This window comes from Amycolatopsis sp. NPDC051373, assembly GCF_040689465.1.
GTDB lineage: Bacteria > Actinomycetota > Actinomycetes > Mycobacteriales > Pseudonocardiaceae > Amycolatopsis.
This window is the reverse complement of record NZ_JBFBAE010000042.1, coordinates 1-21,937: the sequence shown is the minus strand read 5'-3', so window position 1 is coordinate 21,937 and position 21,937 is coordinate 1. Positions and strand designations below refer to the sequence as shown.

Below are 21,937 nucleotides of genomic sequence, written 5' to 3'. Positions count from 1 at the left end.
TCACTTGTGCGCGGTCTCGACCACCCGCCGGCGCGCGGCTTCCAGGATCTCGTCGGACAGCGGATCCCCCGCCGTCCCCCTGGCCAGGTACAGCGCGCCCACCAACGTCGCCAGCGTCGCCATGTGGTCCTCCCGCGTGGCGGACTCACCGTCGAACTCGGCGAGCACGTCGAGGAACGTCCGCACGCCGTCGGCATACGACTTGCGCAGCGGGCTCCCCTGCTCGTCCCGCGCCGCCTCACCGCCGAGCGCCGTGGCGGGACAGCCTTCACCAGGCGCGTCCCGGGATTCCTGCGACATGTACGAAGCCGCCAGCTCCGCGCGACGCTCGCTCACCGACGCCTCCGGGATCTGCCGCAGCTCCGCCGCGAGCTGTTCGAACGCCTCCGCCGCCGCCTCCCCGGCCAGCGCCTCCTTCGAGGCGAACTGCCGGTAGAACCCGCCCTGCGTGAGGCCCACTTCGCCCATCAGTTCGGCGACACTGACGCCGCCGACACCCCGCTCGCGGAACAGCCGCGCGGCTGCCGTGACAACCTCACTGCGGTGCCGATCGGCCTCGGCTCGCGACACGCGTCCCATGCGTCCTCCTAAGTAAACCTCTCCCCATGATATATGACGACCATCATCTTTTCGCCGTCGACGACCGTGACGCCCACGACAGCCCGACCACGGACTCCATGACACGTTGGGGTGACTCGAGGGGTGGAACCACCGGAATCCGGGAATTTCCCGAATAGCGGAAACCCCGCGTTCGAAGGAAAGGACGGCGAGGATGAAAACCCGAATCACTTCCTGGGCCACGGCCGGCGCACTCGTGTGCGGCGGACTGGTGGCCACAGCCCTGCCCGCGGCGGCCGACCAGGTGCCGGGCAACCCGGACCGGTTCTACGCCTACTGTTCCATCGACGTGCTCGGTTTCCCGTTGGCCTGTACGGAAACCGACGCCGAGCACGCGTCGCACGAGTGTTTCTACGTGCTCTACGGCGTGGACCTCACGATCGCCTGCGAAAGAATCTGACCACGCCCGCTCAAATGTTTCCGGCCCACGATTCCACGCGCTCGGTCCCGATGTCGGTGTCGTATCCGTGACCCGGGTGCACCACCGTTTCATCGGGCAGCACGAGCAATTTCCGGCGCACAGAATCGTGCAGCGTCGATCGGCTCGACATCACGTCGCCGGTCATGCCCGGGCCGCCGGACAGGAGCGTGTCGCCGCTGAAGAGCAGGCCTTCGTCGGGCAGGTGCAAACACACCGAACCCGCTGTGTGACCCGGGGTGTGCAGCACGACCACCGGTGAGCCGGCGACGTTGAGCACCTGCCCGTCGGCCAGCTCGGCGTCGGGGCGGCGGCCGGGGTAAACCGTGGCCCACAGCTTGGCGTCGCCCGGGTGCAGCAGCACGGGCGCACCCGTCGCGTCGGCCAGGGTGAGCGCGGCGTCGGCGTGGTCGTTGTGCGCGTGGGTGCACAGGATGCCCAGCACGTCGCGCCCGTCGATCGCGGCGGCGATGGCAGTCGCGTCGAACCCGGCGTCGACCACCAGCACCTCCTCCTCGTCGCCGAGGAGCCAGATGTTCGTGTCGACGGCGAACGACACCCCGTCGAAGCGGTAGTTCCCGGCGGTCACCGTGAGATCGACGTCCACGCCCGGGACGATGGCACGCACCACGAGCCGCGGCGGTCTCAAATAGCGACAGCTCCGCGCGGCCGCAGCCCGTCGACGAGTGTCGCGATGGTCTCGTCCACCAGCTGCGCCACCGGCCGCGCCCCGCTCATGCCGCTGGTCACCAGGGACGCGAGCCCCTGCAGCGTCGCGAAGATCGCGAACGCCACGTGCTCACCCCCCACCACGTCGCCGTCCGCCTGCGCGCGAGCGATCATCGCCGACGTCGTGGCGAACGTCCGATCTGCCACCGCCTGCAGCTCACGGGCGTCCTCGCGGTTCTTCGCCGCGAACATCAGGTCCAGCAGTGCCGGCCGCCGCGTCGCGAACCCGACCCACGCACGGGCGAAGGCCAGCAGCGCGGCGGCGAACGGCGCGCCGTCGTCCGCGCGCGCCACCTCGAGCTCGTGCCCCAGCTGCTCGAAACCCCGCTCCGCGAGCGCGTCGAGCAACGCCCGCTTGTCCGCGAAGTGCTGGCGCGGCGCACCGTGGCTCACTCCCGCGTCGCGCGCCAGCTGCCGCAGCGACAGCTCGTCCGGCCCCGACTCCTCCAGCACCCGCTCGGCGTTCTCGAGCAGCACCGCCCGCAGGTTGCCGTGGTGGTAGCTGGTGCGCGCCTCCGTCATGGCCGGAACCCTACGCGAGTGTAGGCAGCGACAACACCTTGACGAACCCCGCACCGCTCCCTAGGTTGTCCGGACATAGGACGTCGGACATCCCACGTCCTGTGTCTCTCCCCCATCCCCACTGACGAGGAGGCGGAACGTGTCACCGATCCGCAGGTTCGGGACGACTCTTCTCGCGGCAGCCGCACTCGGGCTGTCGTTCACCCCCGCGGCCACGGCCGCACCCGCGCACCACGGCTGCACGTCGTCGGTGCCCTTCACCTCCGGCTCCGAGGGCTACGACACCTTCCGCATCCCCGCGGTGGTGCGGGCCGCCGACGGGTCACTCGTGGCGTTCGCCGAAGGCCGGCGCGATTCGGCCGGAGACTCCGGCGCCATCCAGACCGTGTCGAAAACCTCACGCGACGGCGGCTGCACCTGGGGCCCGCTGACCGTCGTGGACACCAACGGCGACAACACCGCCGGCAACCCCACACCGGCCGTGGCGCGCGACGGCGAGCTCGTGCTGCTGACCGTCCACAACGGACCGGTCAGCGAAGCGCAGATCATGTCCGGCACCGCATCCGCCCAGGACACCCGTCGCGTGTTCGTGTCCAGCAGCCGCGACAACGGCCGCACCTGGACGCCGGCCCGCGACATCACCTCCGAAACCAAACTGCCCACCTGGCGTTGGTACGCCACCGGTCCAGGGCACGCCACGCTGCTGCGCCACGGCCCGCACGCCGGTCGGATCGTGGTGCCCGCCAACCACTCCAGCGCTCCGCCCGCCGGCTCCACCGACGTCGGCACGGAGGCGAAGTACTACGGCGGCCACGACCTCTACAGCGACGACAACGGTCGCACCTGGCACATCGGCTTCACCGACGACCGCACCGACGGCGTGATCGCCGCCAACGAGACGTCGATGACCGAACTGCCCACGGGCGCGCTGTACTTCACCAGCCGCAACCAGGGCTCCGCCGCCGACCACCGCGTCGACGGCTACAGCTTCGACGGCGGGAAGACGCTCGTGCGGCCGTACCAGGTGCAGCCGGGGATCTCCGGCACGAAGGTGGAAGGCAGCGTGCTGCAGACCACGATCCCCTGGCTGCTGCTGTACTCCGGCCCGGCCGACCCGGCCACCCGCGCGGTGATGCAGCTGCGGCTCAGCTCCGACGGCGGGTGCACGTGGCGCGCGGGCCGCACGCTGACGAGCAACCCGGCGGGCTACTCCGACCTCGTGCAAGCCGACCCGGCGACCGTCGGCCTGCTCTACGAGACGGGCACCGCCGGCCCGTACGAAAGCGTGGTGTTCCAGCGCGTCCCGCTCACCGACGTGCGCTGACCCACACCTCGGTCCTGCCGCGCCTGGGGGTGCGGCAGGATCGGGGCCGGGGCAGAAGGGGGCACGGCGATGACCGAAGACCGGTGGATCCGGCGCTATCACCCGGCGGACGACGCACCGGCACGGCTGGTGTTCCTCCCGCACGCGGGCGGATCGGCGTCGTTCTTCCACCCGTTCTCGAAGGCGCTCTCGCCCGACGTCGATGTGCTCGCCGTGCAGTACCCCGGCCGGCAGGACCGGTTCGGCGAACCCCCGCTCACGCGGATCCCGGACCTTGCCGACGCGATCACGCAGGCGTTGCTGCCGTGGCTCGACGTGCCCGTGGTGCTCTTCGGCCACAGCATGGGCGCCACTCTCGCGTACGAAGTCGGCCTCCGGCTGGAAGCACGCGGGTCAGGGCCGCGCGCCGTCGTCGTCTCGGCTCGCCGCGCCCCGTCCCGCCCGGGCGACGACACCCGACACCTGCTCGACGACAACGCCCTGCTCGCCGAAGTCGCGAATCTCAGCGGCACCGACCCGCGCGTGCTCGCCGACGAAGAACTGCGCGCAGTGGTCCTCCCCGCGCTGCGCGCCGACTACACCGCCGTCGAAACCCACACCCACCCCGACGCCCCGCCGCTGGTCGCGCCGATCCACGCGCACGCCGGCGCCGACGACCCGCGCGTGACCCCCGAAGACGTTCGCGCCTGGGCCGCCCACACCACCGGCGGCTTCGACTTCACGACCCACGCCGGCGGCCACTTCTACCTCACCGAACGGCTTCCGGACGTCGTGGCGGCACTGCGCAAGACCCTCGCGATCACCCAGTAGGGTGCGCGAAATGGGACTGCGAAAGCTCCTCACCGGGTTCGGCAAGACCACCGCGTTCGCCGCGCTCGGGCGGGCCCTCGTCCCGGCCGACCGCGTGATGTTGCGCGTGACCGGCGGACGCCTGGGTGTCGGCACGCTGCTGGGACTGCCGGCCCTGCTGCTGACCACGGTCGGGCGCACGAGCGGCGAGCCGCGCCAGGTGCCGCTGCTCTACGTCGAACGCGACGGGGGCTACGTCGTGATCGGCTCCAACTGGGGCGGGGAGAAACAACCCGCGTGGTCGGCGAACCTGCTCGCCCAGCCCGACGCCACCGTCAGCATGCGCGGGCGCACCACTGCAGTCCGCGCGCGGCTGCTCGAAGGCGACGAGCGCCAGGAGATGTGGGACGCCGTGGCCCGGTACTGGCCCGCCTACGACACCTACGCCGTGCGCGCCGCCCATCGCGAAATCCGGGTGTTCCTCCTCTCGCCCCGGTAGCTTGGGCCATTCGGCCGAGCGAAGGAGAGGCGGATGCCGCACTACGCGATCCTGATCTACGAGCGCGAGACACCCGGCGGCGTCGCGGATCTCCCGCCCGAGCTGCTCGACGAGCACGCCCGCGTCGAGGACCGCATCACCGCTTCCGGCGGCACGCTGATCGCCGGGTACGCCACGCAGCCTTCGGCCATGACGCGATCGCTTCGCGGCGCGTCGGTCGCCCCCGGCGCCTTCGCGGTGAGCCCGGAGGCCATGGCCGGCTTCTTCATCGTCGACGCGCGCGACCTCGACCACGCCGTGGAGATCGGCCGTTTCGTCCCGGTGCTCGACGGCGGCGTCGAGGTCCGGCCGCTGCTCGGCGGCTGAGCCTCAGCGCGTGAGCACCGGCGCCAGGCCGAACACCTCGAACACCGCGGGGTCCTGGAACACGACGGTGTGCGCGACGCGGCCGTCCGCGATCGAGAACACCTGCAGCGTGTGCAGGCGGAAGTCCGCGCCGTCCCAGCAGTAGGCGGCGAAGGCGGGCTGGCCGTTGGCGTGCGTGCGCTGCAGCTGCCAGCGCGTGCCGCGCATCTCGAACACGCGCGCCATGAAGCGGGCGTAGTCGTCGCGGCCGCGGTACCAGAGCGGGACGGGCGGCATCTCCAGCACGACCTCGTCGGTCAGCAAGGCCACCAACGCGTCGACGTCCGCCTCCTCGAAAGCCCGGACGTAGTCGTCGATCACCTCTTCGCCGGATTCGGTGAGCTCGTCGGCCGACACCCCGGCGACCCCGCTTCGCGCGCGTTGCAAAGCGCTGTTCACCGAGGCCGTGGTGGTGCCGAGCAAGTTCGCGACCTCGGCGGCGCTGAAATCGAGCACGTCGCGCAAGACGAGAACCGCGCGTTGACGCGGGGGCAGCAGCTGCATCGCCGCGACGAACGCGAGCCGCACGCCCGAGCGGGCGGCGGTGACGGCGGCCGGGTCGTCGGGCAGCGGCTGCAGCCACGGCACGTCGAACGCCGGCACGAGCGGCTGCAGCGGATCTTCGCTCGGGCCGCCGAGCCCGGTCGGCAACGGACGGCGGGCGCGGCCTTCGAGCGCGGTGAGGCACGCGTTGGTCGCGATGCGGTAGAGCCAGGTCCGGATCGAGGCGCGCGTGCTGTCGTAGCGTTCCCACGCGCGCCAGGCGCGCAGCATCGTCTCCTGCACGAGGTCCTCGGCCTCGTGCACCGAGCCGAGCAGGCGGTAGCAGTGCACCACCAGCTCGGCCCGGTGCGGACCGGTGCTCGCCGCGAAGTCGGGCACGTCAGTGCGCCGGGGCGTTGCTGTAGGCGGCGACCGACCACGAGCCGGTGGCGCGGCTCAGGGCCCAGGTGGCGATGCGCTCGCGTTCGGTGGGCAGCGAGTCCTCGCCCGCGAACAGGATCCCGGCGCGGCTGACGACGATCGCGGTGTCGCCGTCGACGCGCACGTCCTGCGGCTCGTCGACGCCGCGGGAACCCTTGAGCGGGCCGGCGAACGCGGCGCCCATGTACTCGCGCACTGCGGTGCGGCCCTGGTGGAAGACGCCTGGCATCACCACGGTCGCGTTCTCGGTGTACAGCGCGGCGAACGCGTCGGCGTCGTTGTCGGCCCAGGCGGCGTAGAGGCTGGTGAGCAGGTCGTGGATCTCGGCGGGGGTGGCGGTGGTGGTCATCGTGGTGGTCCCTTCCCTGAAGTGGTTTCGCAGGGACATACCGGCTGGCCGCGTGGAACTCATCGCTGCGCCGGCAGAAACTTTTCGGCTCGCGATTGCAGGTAGCGGCGCTCGGGCAGGCTCGACGTCCGTTTGGCCGCCCGAAGGTAGTGCGTGTGGGCCGCGTCGGTGTCGCCCGCGAGCTCCAGCAGGTGGGCCCGCACGGCGTCGAGGCGATGGCCCTGCTTGAGCCGGCTGTCGTCCTCGACGGTGGAGAGCAGGGCCAGCGCGGCGGTCGGCCCGTCGACCATCGCGACGGCGATCGCGCGGTTGAGCGTCACGACCGGGCTCGGCGCGAGCTCCGCCAGCACGTCGTAGAGCTCGACGATCTGCGGCCAGTCGGTGGTCTCGGTGCTCACCGCGCGGTCGTGCAGCGCGGCGATCGCGGCCTGCACCTGGTACGGGCCCACGGGTCCTCGCCCGAGCGTGCGGCTCACGAGTTCGACCCCCTCGACGATCAGCGGCACCGTCCACAAGCGACGGTCCTGGTCGGCCAGGGGCAGCAGCGCGCCCTCGTGCGTCCGCGCGGGGCGGCGGGCGTCGGTGAGGAGCATCAGCGCGAGCAGGCCCGCGACCTCACCGTCGTCGGGCAGGAGCGTGTGCACGGCGCGGGCCAGCCGGATCGCTTCCGCCGTCAGCTCCACGCGGTGCAGTTCCTCGCCCGAAGACGCGGTGTAACCCTCGTTGAAGATCAGGTACAGCACGTGGAGCACGACCTGCAGCCGCGAAGGCCAGTCCTCGGCCGAAGGCTCGGCGAACGTCGACCCCGCGGCCGCGATGCTCTCCTTCGCGCGCGTGATCCGCCGCGTCGTCGTGGCCTCGGGCACGAGGAACGCCGTCGCGATCTCCGCCGTGGTCAGGCCCCCGACCGCGCGCAACGTCAACGCGACCTGCGAGCTCGGCGTCACCGCCGGGTGGCAGCAGAGGAACAGCAGCGTCAACGTGTCGTCGTGCTCCGGCGCGCGGTCCTCCCCCGGCCCCGGCACCGCCTGTGTGACCTCCTGGACGGCCACGTTCTCTTCGCGCCGGCGGCGAGCGCTCTCGCTGCGCCACAGGTCGGTGAGCCGCCGGGCCGCGACGGTGAGCAGCCACGCGCGCGGGTTGTCCGGCACGTCCCCGTCGGCCCACTGCTCGACGGCCGCGAGCAGCGCCTCCTGCACTGCGTCCTCGCAGGCCTCGAACTGGCCGTACCGGCGCACCAGCACCCCGAGCACCTGCGGCACGAGCGACCGGAGCAGGTCCACGTCCATCAGCCGGGCTCGGTGTCGCCCTCGGCGCCGGCGAAGAACGCGACCGGGCGGACCTCGATGCCGAGGCCTTCGATGCCGGCGTCGGGGATCATCGCGGCGACCGCGAGCGCGCGTTCCCGGGTCTCGCACTCCACGAGGTAGAAGCCGGCGAGGAACTCCTTCGACTCGGTGAACGGCCCGTCCGTCACGACCGGAACCCCGCCGCGCACGCGCACCACGGCGCTGTCCGCGGGCGCGCCGAGCGCCTGGGTGTTGATCATCTCCCCGGACGCGCGGATCTTCGCGATGAAGTCCCCGTGCCCGGACATCACCGCGTCCTTCGTCTCCTTCGAAAGTCCATCCCAGACTTCGGGGTTCATGTGCATCGTCAGCAGGAACTTCACGTCGTCCTCCCCAGGAGCCGGATCCTGACCGGCCTCAACCTAGCGGAAACGACCGTGTCCGGAAGCGCTTCGCGGCTCCGACCCTCGCCCGAAACCACCTTTCGGAAGGGGACCCGAAATGCCCGCCACCCGGTCGATCGTGGCGGCGTTCGCGCCCGACGCCGGCACGCTCATCGTCACCCGCGCGTTGCTCGGCATCGCGGGCGCGACGTTGATGCACTCGACGCTCGCCTTGATCAGCACCCTGTTCCCCGACGTGAAGCAGCGCGGCACGGCGATCTCGCTGTGGGCGTTGTGCCAGTTCGGCGGCGCGGCCCTGGGGCCGGTACTCGGCGGGGTGCTGCTCGCGCACTTCTGGTGGGGTTCGGTGTTCCTGCTCGGCGCGCCCGTGATGCTCCTGCTGCTGGTGGCCGGCCCGCTCGTGCTTCCGGAGCACCGTGGGACCGGTGGCACTGGTGGCTCTGGTGGGCTGATGGGGCGAAACTCGACCCGGCGAGCGTTGTACTTTCGCTGGCCACCGTGCTGCCTGCGGTGTGGGGGATCAAGGAACTGGCCACCGGTGGCGCAACGACGGCGGCTCTGGCAGTGCTCGCCGGGGTCGTGTTCGGCGTCGCCACCTGATCGCGGCCGACGGGGCACGCAGCCCGATCCGCGAGGCGCTGGGGATTCCGCGCAGCGGCTACGGCCACCTCGCGGACAACCTGGACATCGCGTTCCGCGCCGACCTCACGGAACTGGTGCGGGACAAGAAGTTCAACCTGTGCCAGATCGAGAACCCGGCGGCGTCGGGCGCGTTCGTGTCGGTGAACGGCACCGACCGCTGGCTGTTCTCCACGTCGGACTTCCCCGGCTCCGGGACCTTGGGCGACGACGGCTGGCGCGACCTGCTGCGCGCCGCGGTCGGCGTGCCGGACCTCGACGTGGAGGTGCTGAGCCTGATGCCGTGGGAGTCGGGCATGTACGTGGCCGACCGCTACGCCGAGGGCCGCGTCTTCCTCGCCGGCGACGCCGCGCACGCCATGCCGCCCATGGCCGCGGCCGGCGCGAACACCGCGATCGGCGACGTCCACAACCTGACGTGGAAGCTCGCGGCCGTGCTTGCCGGGTCCGCGTCACCGGCACAGCTCGACACCTACCACGCCGAACGCCACCCCCTCGGCTACGCGACGGCCGAGTTCTCCAGCCGGGTCAGCGGCCACCTCGGCACCATGATCGCGTCCGTGACCAGCGGCGAGGTCCCCGCCGACCCGGTCACCGCGTTGTTCGGCGCGCAGTACGACGAGGGCGCCTTCGTCCCCGACAACCGCGGCTCCGCCCCCGTCGACCACTACGCCCCCGGCGGCCGTCCCGGCACCCGCGTGCCCCACGCCTGGGTCTCGCCCGGGGTGTCCACTGTGGACCTCGCCGGCCCGGACTTCGCGCTCCTGACCGCGCCCGGCGACACCCACTGGACAGCGACGGCCCGCCACCTCGGCCTCCGCACTGTTTCGGTCCCCGACCCCGCCTGGCTCGACTCCGTCGCCCTCACACCCGACGGCGCCCTCCTCCTCCGCCCCGACGCGGTGGTCGCATGGCACTCGTCCTGCACCACCCCCCTCGACGACGCCTGCGCCCGCATCCTCGGCCAACCGGCGGCCGTCGGTGGGTGATCACTCACCCGGGACGGGCGCCCGTCGAAGTTCGCCCGCCCCGACGCTCGGCCCGACTCAGCGGCCGCCGGCGCACGCGGCCAGCAGGCAAGCCGGACTCAACGCCCGAAGTACCCCACCGGATCCCCCACCCAGCCGACATGCGCATCAGGCCGAACCAGCACCTCCCCCGTACCCCGCACGAACACCCACCTGGCCCGGTCGACGCGAGAGACGGTGGTCGTCACGAAGAAATGACTGCCGCGCAACCACCGACACGGGCGGCCACCAGACAAGCCGAACTCAACGCCCGAAGTACCCCACCGGATCCCCCACCCAGCCGACATGCGCATCAGGCCGAACCAGCACCTCCCCCGCACCCCGCGCGAACACCACCCGGTCCGGCAACCCGGCCGGACGGTGGTCACCGACGTAGACGAAACGGCCACCCCGCAACTGTTCATACAACCGGCCGCGCGGGAGGTCGCGGTCCTCAGCACGAGCGCCGACAAGGCGGTCAGCACCAGCCGGCGGCGCATAGCGGATCCCGACACCCGAGATCACGCCGGCGACGCGGCGGGCGAGCGGAGCCGCGGACAAGGCGGCGCCGACGAGCCGGTTGCGGGCTTCGCGGAGAACGAGGGGCTTGATCATCGCCAGGCGGATGATCGCGCCGCTGCTGCGGAGGACGAGGCGGCCGACCGGGTGGCGCTCGGCTTCGTAGGTGTCGAGCAGGGTCTCCGGCATTCGACCGGCCAGCACCTCGGCCAGCTTCCAGCTGAGGTTGGCCGCGTCCTGCAGACCGGTGTTCATGCCCTGGCCGCCGGCGGGCGAGTGGACGTGGGCGGCGTCGCCGGCGAGGAAGACGTGGCCGGAGCGGTAGTGCGGGGCCTGGCGCTCGTCGCTGTGGAAGCGCGAGAGCCAGCGCGCGTCGTGCATGCCGAGGTCGGTGCCGAGGGAGCGGCGGGTGATGTCGCGGACCTCGTCGAGGGAGAGCGGTGCGTCGTCCGGAACCTGGGAGCGCCGGTCCCAGGCGAAGACGCGGTAGTAGCCGTCGCCGAAGGGGGCGACGAACGCGAAGCCGTCGCCGACGCCGTTGACCATGAGGAGGTCTTCGGGCGGCGAGTCGAGCCGGACGTCGGCCAGCATGATCGACTTCAGTACCGAACGGCCGGGGAACGGCAGGCCGAGTTGCCGGCGCACGACGCTGTGCAGCCCGTCGGCGCCGACGAGGTAGCGGGCGCGGTAGAGCTGGCCGTCGGCGGTGGTGACGTCGACGCCGTCGTGGTCCTGGGCCAGCGTGCGCACCTCGGCGCCCCACACGAACTTCGCGCCGAGCCGCTCGGCGCGCGAACGCAGGATCTCCTCGGTGTGGGGCTGGGGCGTGATCTGCAGGTAGCCGTAGCGCGAGGGCAGCTTCGCGAGATCGATCTCGACCCGGTCGAACAGCCGCAGCTCGCCCAGCCGCGCGCCCGTGGCGATCAGCTCGTCGGCGACGCCGCGCACGTCGAGGTGCTCCAGCGTGCGGGCGTGGACCCCGAACGCCCTGGTCAGGTTCGATCCCGTGGTCCGCCGTTCGAGCACCGTCACGGCCACGCCGGCTTCGGCGAGATCGCCCGCGAGCAGCAGCCCGACGGGTCCGGCTCCGACGACCAGCACTTCCGATTCCATGTCGACCCCCAAGTCAACATTCGTTTGCCAACATCTGTTGGCATCCAGTAGACGCCCTGGTACTAGCTATGTCAACACTCGTTGGCCTACAGTTGTTGGCATGACCTCGACCCGACCCCGCCGCTCCGACGCGACGCGCGCGGCGATCCTGGACGCCGCCCGCGAGCGCTTCGCCGCGGACGGCTACGAGCGCGCGACGATCCGCGCGATCGCGGCCGACGCGGCCATCGATCCGTCGATGGTGATGCGCTACTACGGCTCCAAGGAGAAGCTCTTCGCGGCCGCAGCCCATTTCGACCTGCGCCTGCCCGACTTCACACAGCTGCCACTCGAAGAAGCCGGCACGCTGCTCGCTCGGCACGTGCTGGCGCGCTGGGCGGGGGACGAGACGTTGTTCGCGCTCCTGCGCGCGGGCGTCACGAACGAGACAGCGGCCGAACGCATGCGCTCGATCTTCGCCGACCAGCTCGGACCGCAGGTCGCGAAGGTGTGCCCGGACCCCGCCGAGGCGCCGGTGCGCGCCGGGTTGATCTCGTCGCAGGTGCTGGGCCTGGCGCTGTGCCGGTTCGTGCTGCGGCTACCGCCGGTCGCCCAGATGACCGAGGACGAGGCCGTGCGCTGGCTCGGGCCGACCCTGCAGCGCTACCTCGTGGGGTACTGAGCTCACTCGAACCGCGTGGCGTCGCCCGCGCCGTAGCGGACGATCTCCGCCTCGCCGGACGAGAAGTCGACCACCGTGGTCGGCTCGACGCCGCAGTCGCCCGAGTCGAGCACCGCGTCGAGCTGGTGATCGAGCTCTTCCTTGATCTCCCAGCCCTGGGTGAGTGGCTCGCCGGAATCGGGCAGCAGCAGCGTGCTCGACAGGATCGGCTCCCCCAGCTCGGCCAGCAACGCCTGCGTGACCACGTGCTCCGGGATGCGCACGCCGACGGTCTTCTTCTTCGCGTGCATCAGCCGCCGCGGCACTTCCTTGGTCGCGGGGAGGATGAACGTGTACGGCCCGGGTGTGGTGGCCTTGATCGCCCGGAACACCGTGTTGTCCACGTGCACGAACTGCCCGAGCTGGGCGAAGTCCTGGCAGACGAGCGTGAAGTGGTGCCGGTGGTCGAGCTTGCGGATCGCCCGGATCCGCTCCATGCCCTCCTGGTTGCCGAGCCGGCAGCCGAGCGCGAAGCAGGAGTCGGTGGGGTACGCGATGAGCCCGTCTTCGCGAAGCAGGTCCACGACCTGGGCCAGCGAGCGCCGCTGCGGGTTCTGCGGGTGCACGTCGAAGTAGCGGGCCATGCGGCGAGCTTAGGGGTGATCCACCTCGGGGGCCGGGCGGGCTCGCCAGCGAGCGGCGAGGCAAAGTGTCGACGTGCACGCTCTTTGGTCCACGGACGAACAGTGGTCGCTGCTGCTCCCCGTGCTGCTCGCGCTGGTGCTGAGCACGGCGATCGGCCTCGAACGCGAGGTCGGCAACAAACAGGCCGGCCTGCGCACGCACACCCTGGTCGGCGTGGGGTCGGCGGTGTTCATGCTCGTGTCGAAGTACGGGTTCGCCGACCTGCTGAACACCGAGCACGTGGCGCTCGACCCGTCGCGGATCGCGGCGCAGATCGTCTCGGGCATCGGGTTCGTCGGTGGCGGGTTGATCTTCGTGCGCCGCGACGCCGTGCGCGGGCTGACGACGGCCGCGACGGTGTGGCTGGCGGCGGCGGTCGGCGTCGCATGCGGCGCGGGGCTGCCCGTGCTCGCGGTGGCGACGACCGTGGGACTGATCGTGATCACCCGCGGTTTCCCGCCGCTTTCCCGGTTCGTGGCACGGCATCGGCGCGAACCACCCATTCTGCGGCTGAGTTACTCCGACGGGCACGGAGTTTTGCGAAACGTTCTCGCAGGCTGTACCGAACGCGGCTGGGTGGTCCACCAGGTGGCGGTCGACAGGGAGACGGTTTCCGAAGAGGGGCAACGGATCGCGGTCGTCACGCTGCGGTTGCAAGGCCGCGGTGATCTTGCGGAATTGACGGCCGAACTCGCGGAACTGCCCGGCGTGCGGAGCACCGCGACGGGCGCGCAAGATCCGCTCGAAGATTGATCGAGTGCCCGCCCCCCACAGCGGCCCGGTCTTCGGGCACACTGGACGGCACACGGAAACCTCGGTGCGGCAAAGGAAACATCGCGCCCGGGGAGAAACCATCCAAATGGGAGGTGAGGCCATGGCCCCCGAAGATGGCGAGGACCTGATGTCCGTCGAGCCCCGTTTCGACCCGGCATGGCGCGGCTTTCACCGAGGCCAGGTCAAGGAATTCGTGGTCTGGGCCCAGGAAGAGCTCCGCCGGGTGGCGGCCGAACGCGACGCGGCGATGTGGCGCGTGGCCCGGCTGGCGGAGCACAACCGCGAGCTGCACGCGACGATCGACCGCATCAGCCGCACGCCCATAGAAGCCGACGCGCTCCAGGAACGATCACGGCGCATGATCGAGCTGACTCGCGAAGAAGCTTCGGAAATCATCGCGCGGGCAAAGGAAAAAGCGGAGCAGACGCGGCTCGACGCGGAGGCCGAGGCCGTGCGGCTCACCGAGAAGGAACGCGCGCTCGTCGCCGCGACCGAGGAAGATCGCCGCCGCGGGCACGCCGCCCACGAGGAGTTCATGCGCCGCGCCGCCGCCGAACGCGCCGCCGCCGACGAGGCCGCCGTGATGCGGCGCCGCCGCATGGAGGAAGACCTCACCGAGGCCCTGAACCGGCGCCGCACCGCGACGATCACCGAACTGGACATCCAACGCACGAAAACGCTGCGCGAGCTCGACGCCCACCGCACCGAGACGTTGCGCAACCTGGCCGCCCAGCGCACGGAGACCCTGCGCGACCTGGAGAACCAGCGCACGGAAACCCACCGGGTACTCGCCGCGCAGACCGCGGAAGCGCAGACGGAGGCCGACACCCGGGTCCGCCGCGCGACCGAGCACGCCAACGACATCGTCACCCGGGCCGACGACCGCGTCGCCGAGCTGACAGCCATCCACCACCGCCTGAAAACGGCGCTCACCGGCACCCGCGAGCTCCTGGCGTCGGCGACCGCCGCGCTGGACCCGCGGCCCGACGACACCAGCACCGCCGTACCCGTCCAGCGCCGCAAACCGGCGCTCACCGAGGCGACCACAACCGGCTGACCTGCGGTTGTCTCACTCCTACAACTTCTGCCGAGCGGCCTGAACACGGGGTCGCCGGCCCGGCTTTTCACGCCGGCCCCGCGTGGAGCGCCCCGCCGAGATCACGCGCGCCCCTAAGTTGGGGCCATGACCATCACCGGGCCGAGGACGACGTCGACGCGGTTGCTGCTCGTCGTCGTGTGCGTGGTGGTGCTGGCGACGGCGACCACGCTCGCCAACCGGGTCTTGCCGGGCTGGGCGTACCCGGTCTGCGGAGCCGTGACGGCGGCGGTGCTGCTCGCGCTGGCGTTCGGTGCCGGGTACACGCCGGCCGACCTCGGCGTCAGCCGCGCGACGCTCGGTCGGGCGGCCGTCACCGGGCTGATCGGGGCGGCGTTGTTCCTGGTCGTCTTCGGCATCGCGGCCGCGGTGCCGGCGTTGCGGACCGTCTACGACGACGGGCGCGTCGGCGACCCCGACCTGCCGCAACTGCTGTGGCTCACGCTCGGGCGGATCACGTTCGGCACGGTGATCGTCGAGGAGATCGCGTTCCGCGGCGTGCTGCCGGCGCTGCTCGGCGCGCGCGACGACCGCTGGCGGTGGGGCCCGATCCTCGGGGCGTCGGCGTTCTTCGGGCTGTGGCACTTCCTGCCGGCGCTGGCCGTCGGGCGCAACGCGGCCGTGCACGCGGCGCTCGGCGGCATCCCGACGCAGCTGCTGCAGGTGCTCGCCATGGTCGCGGCCGCGGCGGCGGGCGTCTTCCTCCACGCGTGGCGGCACTTCGGCCGGGGAGTGCTGGCGTCGGTGCTGGTCCACTTCACGACGAACGTCGGCGGGCTCGTCATCGCGGTGGCCGTCCGGGCGTGAATACGCATACCCCGTATCGGATACGTGGGGTGGGTATACTGGACGACGTACAGGTGCGAACGAAGGGGACGATGCGCGATGACGGGGTACGGCAACGAGCGGGATGCCTATCTGAAGCGTCTGCGCCGCATCGAGGGACAGATCCGAGGCCTGCAGCGCATGGTCGAGGAGGACAAGTACTGCATCGACATCCTCACGCAGGTGTCGGCGGCCACGAAGGCGCTGCAGTCGTTCTCGCTGGAACTGCTCGACGAGCACCTGGCAACCTGCGTCGTGCAGGCCGCCGCGGCCGGGGGTGAGGAAGCCGACCTGAAGGTCCGCGAGGCCTCCGACGCGATCGCGCGGCTGGTCCGCTCGTAGGTCCGGACAATGAAAAAGAGGGGCGCCCCGGCTGGACTGGTCCGCTGTTGTTGGACTGGCTAGCTGAAAGTGAGCTTGTCGTCTCCGACGCGGAACTCGGTCACGTCAGCGACCCACTTCTGGTTCGGCGCGTCGGCGGTGAATTTCTGGAACAGCAGGTTCGAGGCGATCTGGCCTGGGTCACCTCGATCGACACATGGTCTCGCCGCCTGATGGCTCGGCAGACCAACCCGAGCCCTCGCATCAGACTCAGCACGGTTTTCCTCGCGATCCGCCAACCGGCCTTGACCAACGCGTGGTGGACACGGCGATGCCCGTAACGGACATGGTTGCGGGTGAACACGTCCGTGATCGCGGCTTTCAGCTCGGCTCGCAGCCGCTCGTTCTCGCGCCGCAACCGCTGCAGCTCACCCGCCTCATCGGCCGCGGCCTCTGGGCCGGGCGTCTGCCCCGCGATTTCGGACGCAGCCCGTCCTCACCCTCGTTGCGGTAGACACGCACCCAGGTCTCGATCAGCTTCGGCGAGGCCAGCTCGAACTCGCGAGCCAGATCGAGCTTGGACTCACCGACCAGAGACCGCCGCACACTTCAAGCTTGAACTCGAACGGAACGAACGCTTGGTCGACCTGTCCACCAGCGCCCCACCTCCACGCACCGCCGCTGCACGCTTCCGCTGCGACGGCGAACTCCGCCCTGCACACCGCTACTCCCCGGAAGAACGGAACTGGAAACCCAGTCCAACTTCCGGGGAGCTTTCACGGGGCGCCCCTCTTTTTTTCAGCGCGGTTCAACGTGGTTCAGCGTGCGGCGCGGAAGCCGCGCAGACGGAGACTGTTCGAGACCACGAACACCGACGAGACGGCCATCGCGGCACCGGCGATCATCGGGTTGAGCAGGCCGAACGCCGCCAGGGGCAGGGCCGCGACGTTGTAGGCGAAGGCCCAGAACAGGTTGCCCTTGATCGTGCCGAGTGTGCGCCGGGCGAGCCGAATGGCGTCGACGGCGGCGCGGAGGTCACCGCGGACGAGGGTGAGGTCGCCGGCCTCGATGGCGGCGTCGGTGCCGGTGCCCATGGACAAGCCGAGGTCGGCCTGGGCGAGGGCGGCGGCGTCGTTCACGCCGTCGCCGACCATGGCGACCACGCGGCCCTCGGACTGCAGCCGCTTGACCACCGCGACCTTGTCTTCGGGTAGGACCTCGGCGATGACCTCGTCGATGCCGGCGGCTTCGGCGATCGCCTGAGCGGCACCCGCGTTGTCGCCGGTCAGCAGGACCGGCGCGAGGCCAAGAGCGCGGAGTTCGGCGACGGCTTGGGCCGAGGTGGGTTTGATCGTGTCGGCGACGACCAGCACGGCCTTGGCCGCGCCGTCCCAGGCCACGAACACCGCGGTGGCGCCCTGCTCCTCGGCCGCTGCCTTGGCGTCGGCGAGGGCACCGTCGACGTGGATGCCCCAGTCGGCCAGGAAGGTGGCGCGGCCGGCGAGGACGGCCGTGCCGTCGACGAGCCCGGTGACGCCGAGGCCCTCGGTCGAGCGGAACTCCTGGACCGCGGGCAGTTCGCCGATGCGGTCGCGGGCGCCGGCAACGATGGCCTTGGCGATGGGGTGTTCGGAGGCGTCTTCGACGGCTCCGGCGTAGCGCAGGACCTCGGCTTCGGTGATGCCGTCGGCGGGGTGGACGCCGGTGAGGCTCATGCGGCCGGTGGTGACGGTGCCGGTTTTGTCGAGCACGACGGTGTCGACGCGGCGGGTGGACTCGAGCACCTCGGGGCCCTTGATCAGGATGCCGAGCTGGGCTCCGCGGCCGGTGCCGACCAGCAGCGCCGTGGGCGTGGCGAGGCCGAGCGCGCAGGGGCAGGCGATGATCAGCACGGCGACCGCGGCCGTGAAGGCCTCGGCGACGTCGCCGCCACTGGCCAGCCACGCGACGAGCGTGATCAGGGTGAGCATGAGGACGATCGGAACGAAGATCCCGGACACGCGGTCGGCCAGCCGCTGCACAGCGGCCTTGCCGTTCTGGGCCTCCTCGACGAGCCGCGCCATCTGGGCGAGGCGCGTGTCGTCGCCGATCCGGGTGGCTTTCACGACGAGGCGGCCGCCGACGTTCACGGTCGCGCCGGTCACGGCGTCGCCGGTGGTGACTTCGACGGGCACGGATTCGCCGGTGATCATGCTGACGTCGACCGCGGAGCTGCCTTCGGTGACCACGCCGTCGGTGGCGATCTTCTCCCCGGGCCGCACGACGAAGCTGTCGCCCACTCGGAGTTCGCTCACGGGGACTCGGCGTTCGGTGCCGCTCGCCAGGACGGTGACGTCCTTCGCGCCGAGTTCGAACAACGCGCGCAGCGCGGCGCCGGAGCGGCGCTTGGCGCGGGCTTCGAAGTAACGGCCGGCCAGGATGAACGTGGTCACGCCGGAGGCGACCTCGAGGTAAATGCTGTTCGTACCCATCCCCGGGGTCACGGTGAGGGTGAAGGCGTCGCGCATGCCGGTCATGCCGGCGGTGCCGAAGAACAGGGCGTAGAGCGACCAGAGCGTGGCGGCGGAGACGCCGAGGGAGATCAGGGTGTCCATGGTCGCGGCGCCGTGGCGCAGGTTGGTCCACGCGGCGCGGTGGAACGGGAACGCGCCCCACACCACGACCGGCGCGGCCAGGGTGAGCGAGAGCCACTGCCAGTTGTCGAATTGCAGCGCGGGGACCATCGCGAGCAGGATCACCGGCACCGTCAGCAGCGCCGAGTAAACGAGCCGGTCCCGCAGGGGGCGCGTCTCATCGCCCGGCTCGGGGGGTTCGGGCTTCTCGGGTTCGGGGCGCTGCGCCGTGTAGCCGGTGGCCTCGACGACACCGACCAGATCGTCGACCGACACCGTGGCGGGGAACTCGACGTGGGCCTTCTCGGTGGCGTAGTTGACGCTCGCCGTGACCCCGTCGACCTTGTTCAGCTTGCGCTCCACGCGCGCGGCGCACGAAGCGCACGTCATCCCGCCGATGACGAGCTCGACCGTCTGCGGAGCGTGTGTCGTCGTGGTCATGGCGGCCTACGCGACGAGCCGGTAGCCGGCCTGGGTCACGGCCGCCGAGACGGCGGCCACGGCCAGCGGCTGCTCGCTGACGACCTTCACCGCGCCCGACGCGAGATCCACGTCGACTTCCCGGACACCGGTGATCTCCCCGACCTCTTCGCGCACCGCGCCGACGCAGTGCGCGCAGGTCATACCCTCGACGGTGTAGGTGGCTTCGGTCATCACCGGCTCCTTCGTGCTGTGGCGTCCCTGATCTCTTTATACCCCTTGGGGGTAGGGGTTCACCACGTGGGCCGCCTGTGGGACCGGTTACCCGGCCCGGCAGACTGCGGTGATGCGGAAGCTGTACGCGATCGGGATCGGGGCCGGCGACCCGGAACACCTCACCGTCCAGGCGATCGACCGCCTCAACCGCGTCGACGTGTTCTTCGTCCTCGACAAGGGCTCCGCGAAGGCCGACCTCGTACGGCTGCGCCAGGACATCCTGTCGCGCTTCGTCACACGGCCCGGCTACCGCGTGGTCACCGCCACGGACCCCGACCGCGACCGCACGCCGCCCGACTACCGCGCCGCCGTCGCCGACTGGCACGAGCTCCGCACGGACGTCTACGAGCGTCTCATCCGCGACTCCCTCGGCCCCGACGACACCGGCGCCTTCCTCGTCTGGGGCGACCCGTCGCTGTACGACAGCACCATCGCCCTCATCGAGGCGGTGCTCGCGCGCGGCAACATCGCTTTCGACTACGAGGTGATCCCCGGCGTGAGCAGCATCTCCGCCCTGGCCGCCCGCCATCGCACGACGATGAACCAGATCGGCCGCGCCGTCCAGCTCACCACCGGCCGGCGCCTCGCCACGGGCTGGCCCGCGGACGCCGACGACGTCTTCGTCCTGCTCGACGCGCACACCACCTTCGACCAGTTCACCGACCAGGGGCTGCACATCTACTGGGGCGCGTACGTCGGCACCCCGGACGAGATCCTGCTGTCGGGCCCCCTGGACTCCGCGTTGGCCGCCCGCCTCCGTTCGGTCCGAGCGGAGGCCCGCGCAGAGCACGGCTGGATCATGGACACGTACCTGCTGCGCCGGCGGGTGGGCCGCAGCGATGGGTGAGCTCCAGGACCGGGTTCAACGCCGGCTCGACACTTTGGTCGACACCGGCGCGGAGACCGGTCTGCAAGTCGCCGTCTACGAGGACGGCGCGCTCGTCGTCGACGCGGTGGCGGGCACGGCCGAGCCGGGGCGACCGCTCACCTCCGGCACGCCGATCTTCAGCTTCTCCACCGCCAAGAACGTGGCGGCCACGCTCGCCCATCTGCTCGTCGCGCGGGGTTTCCTCGACTACGACAGCCCGGTCACGGATCTCTGGCCCGAGTTCGGCGCACACCGCAAGGCCACCGCGACACTCCGGCACGTGCTGACCCACACGGTCGGACTGCCGGCCATGCCGCGCGAGATCACCCCGCGCGAGCTTCCGGACTGGTCCCGGGTGTGCGAGTCGCTGGCCGCCGCCCAGCCGCGCTGGCCGGCGGGCACCGCCACGGGCTATCACTCGTACACCTTCGGTTACCTCGTCGGCGAGCTGGCCCGCCGTGCGACCGGGCGGTCCATGTCCGAGTTGCTACGCGAGTGGATCACGGCGCCGCTCGGGATCGAGGGGCAGCTCTACTTCGCCGCTCCGGAGGAGGAGCTGGCGGGTTTCGCTCGCCTCGAGCAGCAGACTTCGCGCTGGCCGGCCGCCCCGATCCTCGCCCCGTGGGAAAGCCGGCCGAGTGCCGATTTCGGAAACACCGGCACAATCCTGCGCGCCGACATCCCGTCCGTGGGTACGGCCACCGCGCACGGCCTCGCCGCGATGTACAACGCCGTCCTGCAAGGCACGCTCCTGGATTCCGCGCGCTTGACGGAACTGTCCGCGCTCGCGTTCGAGGGCACGGACCAGGTCTTCGGCAATCCGGCGCGTATGGCCCTGGGCTTCCCGATCGGCCGCATCGGCGCCCCGGCCGAGGAGAACTCCGCGGCCTTCGGCTGGCCGGGCGGAGGCGGCAGCTACGCCTACGCCGACCCCGCTCGCGGAGTCGCCTTCGCCCTCACGAAAACCCGGCTCGTACCGAACTTCGACACCGCGCTGTCGGTCACCGCGATCCTCGCCGACCATCTGTCCGGAACCCGTTGAGCTTCCGCACGAAGGGGAAACTGATGTCCACTCCTACGGCTGACAACTCGAGCGCCCCACAGACCAGCCTCGGCCCGTTCTCCTCGCCGGGCGCCAGCCCGACGCCGTGGGAGGCCACGGAGTGGGCGCTGCGTCACATCCAGAAATTCCACCTGTGCACGGTGCGTCGCGACGGCCGCCCCCACGTGACACCGCTGCTGGCGATCTGGGCGCTCGGCGCGATGTGGTTCACCACAGGTGACAACGAGCAGAAGGCCAAGAATCTCAGCTCCAACCAGGCCTGCACGCTGAGCACCGGAACCGGCACCCTGACCGGCATGGACTACGTCATCGAAGGCACCGCGAGCCTGGTCACCGACCAGGCCACCAGGGATACCGCGGCGACGGCGTTCGAGCAGGCCTACGGCTGGCAGCTCAGCCGCGAGGACGGAACGTGGTACCAACTGGGCGACGCCATCAGGACCGGGAACGTCCAGCTCTACCGGGTCCAGCCCGACAAGGCTTTCGCCTTCACAACCGGTAGCGAGTCGTCGCAGACTCGCTACCGGTGGAGCTGAGTCGAGGACCCGGCTGGCAGCGGTGCAATGCTTGAGAACCGTGGAGTCGCCGGTGAAGGGCGTAGCTTCCCGGTGATCGAGTAACTGGTCTCAAACAAGCCGACGTTTGTCTATCCCGGGGTGATCACCTGTCCGGGTCAGACGGGCCGGCTGCGGTCGAAAAGGTCGGGAAATAGAGGCAGGCCCCGGGAGAACCGTGAAGATTCTCGACCGGGGCCTACTCTAAGTAAGTTCGGCGGCGTCCTACTCTCCCACAACCCTTCGGTTGCAGTAC

At 70.9% G+C, this 21,937-nt stretch carries 28 protein-coding genes and 1 pseudogene; 15 read left to right on the top strand and 14 right to left on the bottom strand.

The features are described 5' to 3' along the window. On the bottom strand, positions 1-579 hold the full coding sequence (locus AB0383_RS46270; RefSeq protein ID WP_364173418.1) for a TetR/AcrR family transcriptional regulator: 579 nt from the start codon (positions 577-579) through the stop codon (positions 1-3). Positions 580-772: 193 nt separating this feature from the next. Here AB0383_RS46270 and AB0383_RS46265 point away from each other — a divergent pair, with 193 nt between their 5' ends. Beyond that, complete coding sequence (locus tag AB0383_RS46265; RefSeq protein ID WP_364173421.1) at positions 773-1,018, top strand: hypothetical protein; 246 nt, start codon at positions 773-775, stop codon at positions 1,016-1,018. 10 nt (positions 1,019-1,028) lie between these two features. Here AB0383_RS46265 and AB0383_RS46260 read toward each other — a convergent pair whose 3' ends face one another. Together AB0383_RS46260 and AB0383_RS46255 are read right to left on the bottom strand one after the other, a co-directional pair. Continuing rightward, the gene (locus AB0383_RS46260; protein WP_366190819.1) at positions 1,029-1,643 is read right to left on the bottom strand and encodes an MBL fold metallo-hydrolase; all 615 of its coding nucleotides are present in this window, start codon (positions 1,641-1,643) and stop codon (positions 1,029-1,031) included. A gap of 38 nt (positions 1,644-1,681) precedes the next feature. Next, entirely contained in the window at positions 1,682-2,287 is a 606-nt protein-coding gene (locus AB0383_RS46255) for a TetR/AcrR family transcriptional regulator (protein ID WP_364173426.1), read from the bottom strand. 139 nt (positions 2,288-2,426) lie between these two features. Here AB0383_RS46255 and AB0383_RS46250 point away from each other — a divergent pair, with 139 nt between their 5' ends. From AB0383_RS46250 to AB0383_RS46235, 4 genes are all read left to right on the top strand, one after another. Beyond that, positions 2,427-3,611 carry a sialidase family protein gene (locus AB0383_RS46250; RefSeq protein ID WP_366190817.1) on the top strand — a complete coding sequence of 395 codons (1,185 nt, stop codon included), beginning with the start codon at positions 2,427-2,429 and terminating at the stop codon, positions 3,609-3,611. Between the two features lie 69 nt (positions 3,612-3,680). Continuing rightward, on the top strand, positions 3,681-4,421 hold the full coding sequence (locus tag AB0383_RS46245; protein WP_366190815.1) for an alpha/beta fold hydrolase: 741 nt from the start codon (positions 3,681-3,683) through the stop codon (positions 4,419-4,421). Between the two features lie 10 nt (positions 4,422-4,431). Beyond that, a complete protein-coding gene (locus AB0383_RS46240; protein ID WP_366190813.1) occupies positions 4,432-4,899 on the top strand; it encodes a nitroreductase family deazaflavin-dependent oxidoreductase in 468 nt (155 codons plus the stop codon). Between the two features lie 33 nt (positions 4,900-4,932). Then, on the top strand, positions 4,933-5,265 hold the full coding sequence (locus AB0383_RS46235) for a YciI family protein (protein ID WP_364173434.1): 333 nt from the start codon (positions 4,933-4,935) through the stop codon (positions 5,263-5,265). Positions 5,266-5,268: 3 nt separating this feature from the next. Here AB0383_RS46235 and AB0383_RS46230 read toward each other — a convergent pair whose 3' ends face one another. The 5 genes from AB0383_RS46230 to AB0383_RS46210 are packed head-to-tail and all read right to left on the bottom strand — an operon-like array spanning position 5,269 to position 8,492. Continuing rightward, positions 5,269-6,186 (bottom strand): sigma-70 family RNA polymerase sigma factor, encoded by a 918-nt coding sequence (locus AB0383_RS46230; protein WP_364173436.1) that lies wholly within the window; start codon positions 6,184-6,186, stop codon positions 5,269-5,271. Position 6,187: 1 nt separating this feature from the next. Then, positions 6,188-6,577, bottom strand: a complete 390-nt coding sequence (locus AB0383_RS46225) for an SgcJ/EcaC family oxidoreductase (protein WP_364173438.1) — start codon at positions 6,575-6,577, stop codon at positions 6,188-6,190. 59 nt (positions 6,578-6,636) lie between these two features. Then, on the bottom strand, positions 6,637-7,866 hold the full coding sequence (locus AB0383_RS46220) for a sigma-70 family RNA polymerase sigma factor (RefSeq protein WP_366190809.1): 1,230 nt from the start codon (positions 7,864-7,866) through the stop codon (positions 6,637-6,639). Then, positions 7,866-8,249: a YciI family protein gene (locus tag AB0383_RS46215; RefSeq protein WP_364173443.1), complete on the bottom strand. Its 384-nt coding sequence runs from the start codon at positions 8,247-8,249 to the stop codon at positions 7,866-7,868. Before AB0383_RS46215 ends, AB0383_RS46220 begins: the two co-directional genes overlap by 1 nt. Before the next feature lie 39 nt (positions 8,250-8,288). Then, the gene (locus AB0383_RS46210; protein ID WP_364173446.1) at positions 8,289-8,492 is read right to left on the bottom strand and encodes a hypothetical protein; all 204 of its coding nucleotides are present in this window, start codon (positions 8,490-8,492) and stop codon (positions 8,289-8,291) included. Between AB0383_RS46210 and AB0383_RS46205 the strand changes: the two are divergent. Beyond that, a pseudogene (locus tag AB0383_RS46205) lies at positions 8,437-8,640 on the top strand (MFS transporter); the annotation flags it as partial. The gene AB0383_RS46210 and the pseudogene AB0383_RS46205 sit on opposite strands and share 56 nt — an antisense overlap. Before the next feature lie 142 nt (positions 8,641-8,782). Continuing rightward, positions 8,783-9,898, top strand: a complete 1,116-nt coding sequence (locus tag AB0383_RS46200) for an FAD-dependent monooxygenase (RefSeq protein ID WP_364173449.1) — start codon at positions 8,783-8,785, stop codon at positions 9,896-9,898. A 282-nt stretch (positions 9,899-10,180) separates the two neighbouring features. Here AB0383_RS46200 and AB0383_RS46195 read toward each other — a convergent pair whose 3' ends face one another. Continuing rightward, positions 10,181-11,536 (bottom strand): FAD-dependent monooxygenase, encoded by a 1,356-nt coding sequence (locus AB0383_RS46195; protein ID WP_366190806.1) that lies wholly within the window; start codon positions 11,534-11,536, stop codon positions 10,181-10,183. 112 nt (positions 11,537-11,648) lie between these two features. Between AB0383_RS46195 and AB0383_RS46190 the strand changes: the two genes are divergently transcribed. Then, on the top strand, positions 11,649-12,209 hold the full coding sequence (locus AB0383_RS46190) for a TetR family transcriptional regulator (RefSeq protein ID WP_364173455.1): 561 nt from the start codon (positions 11,649-11,651) through the stop codon (positions 12,207-12,209). Between the two features lie 2 nt (positions 12,210-12,211). Here the strand turns inward: AB0383_RS46190 and AB0383_RS46185 are convergent, their stop codons facing one another. Beyond that, positions 12,212-12,832 (bottom strand): L-threonylcarbamoyladenylate synthase, encoded by a 621-nt coding sequence (locus AB0383_RS46185; protein WP_220243032.1) that lies wholly within the window; start codon positions 12,830-12,832, stop codon positions 12,212-12,214. A 73-nt stretch (positions 12,833-12,905) separates the two neighbouring features. Between AB0383_RS46185 and AB0383_RS46180 the strand changes: the two genes are divergently transcribed. From AB0383_RS46180 to AB0383_RS46165, 4 genes are all read left to right on the top strand, one after another. Beyond that, a complete protein-coding gene (locus AB0383_RS46180; RefSeq protein ID WP_364173458.1) occupies positions 12,906-13,625 on the top strand; it encodes an MgtC/SapB family protein in 720 nt (239 codons plus the stop codon). 121 nt (positions 13,626-13,746) lie between these two features. Continuing rightward, positions 13,747-14,703, top strand: a complete 957-nt coding sequence (locus tag AB0383_RS46175) for a hypothetical protein (protein WP_364173461.1) — start codon at positions 13,747-13,749, stop codon at positions 14,701-14,703. Between the two features lie 126 nt (positions 14,704-14,829). Further along, positions 14,830-15,549: a CPBP family intramembrane glutamic endopeptidase gene (locus AB0383_RS46170; protein WP_364173464.1), complete on the top strand. Its 720-nt coding sequence runs from the start codon at positions 14,830-14,832 to the stop codon at positions 15,547-15,549. Positions 15,550-15,627: 78 nt separating this feature from the next. Further along, complete coding sequence (locus AB0383_RS46165; protein ID WP_220243036.1) at positions 15,628-15,909, top strand: metal-sensitive transcriptional regulator; 282 nt, start codon at positions 15,628-15,630, stop codon at positions 15,907-15,909. 100 nt (positions 15,910-16,009) lie between these two features. Here AB0383_RS46165 and AB0383_RS46160 read toward each other — a convergent pair whose 3' ends face one another. The 4 genes from AB0383_RS46160 to AB0383_RS46145 all read right to left on the bottom strand — a co-directional run bounded on the left by AB0383_RS46160 (position 16,010) and on the right by AB0383_RS46145 (position 19,154). Continuing rightward, positions 16,010-16,306 carry an IS3 family transposase gene (locus AB0383_RS46160; RefSeq protein WP_366190802.1) on the bottom strand — a complete coding sequence of 99 codons (297 nt, stop codon included), beginning with the start codon at positions 16,304-16,306 and terminating at the stop codon, positions 16,010-16,012. Next, positions 16,270-16,494, bottom strand: coding sequence for a helix-turn-helix domain-containing protein (locus tag AB0383_RS46155; RefSeq protein WP_366190800.1), 225 nt, complete (start codon positions 16,492-16,494; stop codon positions 16,270-16,272). Before AB0383_RS46155 ends, AB0383_RS46160 begins: the two co-directional genes overlap by 37 nt. A gap of 212 nt (positions 16,495-16,706) precedes the next feature. Next, entirely contained in the window at positions 16,707-18,941 is a 2,235-nt protein-coding gene (locus AB0383_RS46150) for a heavy metal translocating P-type ATPase (RefSeq protein ID WP_366190798.1), read from the bottom strand. Positions 18,942-18,947: 6 nt separating this feature from the next. Continuing rightward, positions 18,948-19,154, bottom strand: coding sequence for a cation transporter (locus tag AB0383_RS46145; RefSeq protein WP_366190796.1), 207 nt, complete (start codon positions 19,152-19,154; stop codon positions 18,948-18,950). A gap of 112 nt (positions 19,155-19,266) precedes the next feature. On the opposite strand from AB0383_RS46145, the gene cobF reads away from it, so the two are divergent. From cobF to AB0383_RS46130, 3 genes are read left to right on the top strand one after another with little or no spacing between them, the layout of a single operon-like run. Then, on the top strand, positions 19,267-20,043 hold the full coding sequence (cobF, locus tag AB0383_RS46140) for a precorrin-6A synthase (deacetylating) (RefSeq protein WP_366190794.1): 777 nt from the start codon (positions 19,267-19,269) through the stop codon (positions 20,041-20,043). Continuing rightward, positions 20,036-21,106: a serine hydrolase domain-containing protein gene (locus AB0383_RS46135; RefSeq protein ID WP_366190792.1), complete on the top strand. Its 1,071-nt coding sequence runs from the start codon at positions 20,036-20,038 to the stop codon at positions 21,104-21,106. Before cobF ends, AB0383_RS46135 begins: the two co-directional genes overlap by 8 nt. A 23-nt stretch (positions 21,107-21,129) precedes the next feature. After that, positions 21,130-21,663, top strand: coding sequence for a pyridoxamine 5'-phosphate oxidase family protein (locus tag AB0383_RS46130; RefSeq protein ID WP_364173484.1), 534 nt, complete (start codon positions 21,130-21,132; stop codon positions 21,661-21,663). Positions 21,664-21,937 lie beyond the last annotated feature (274 nt).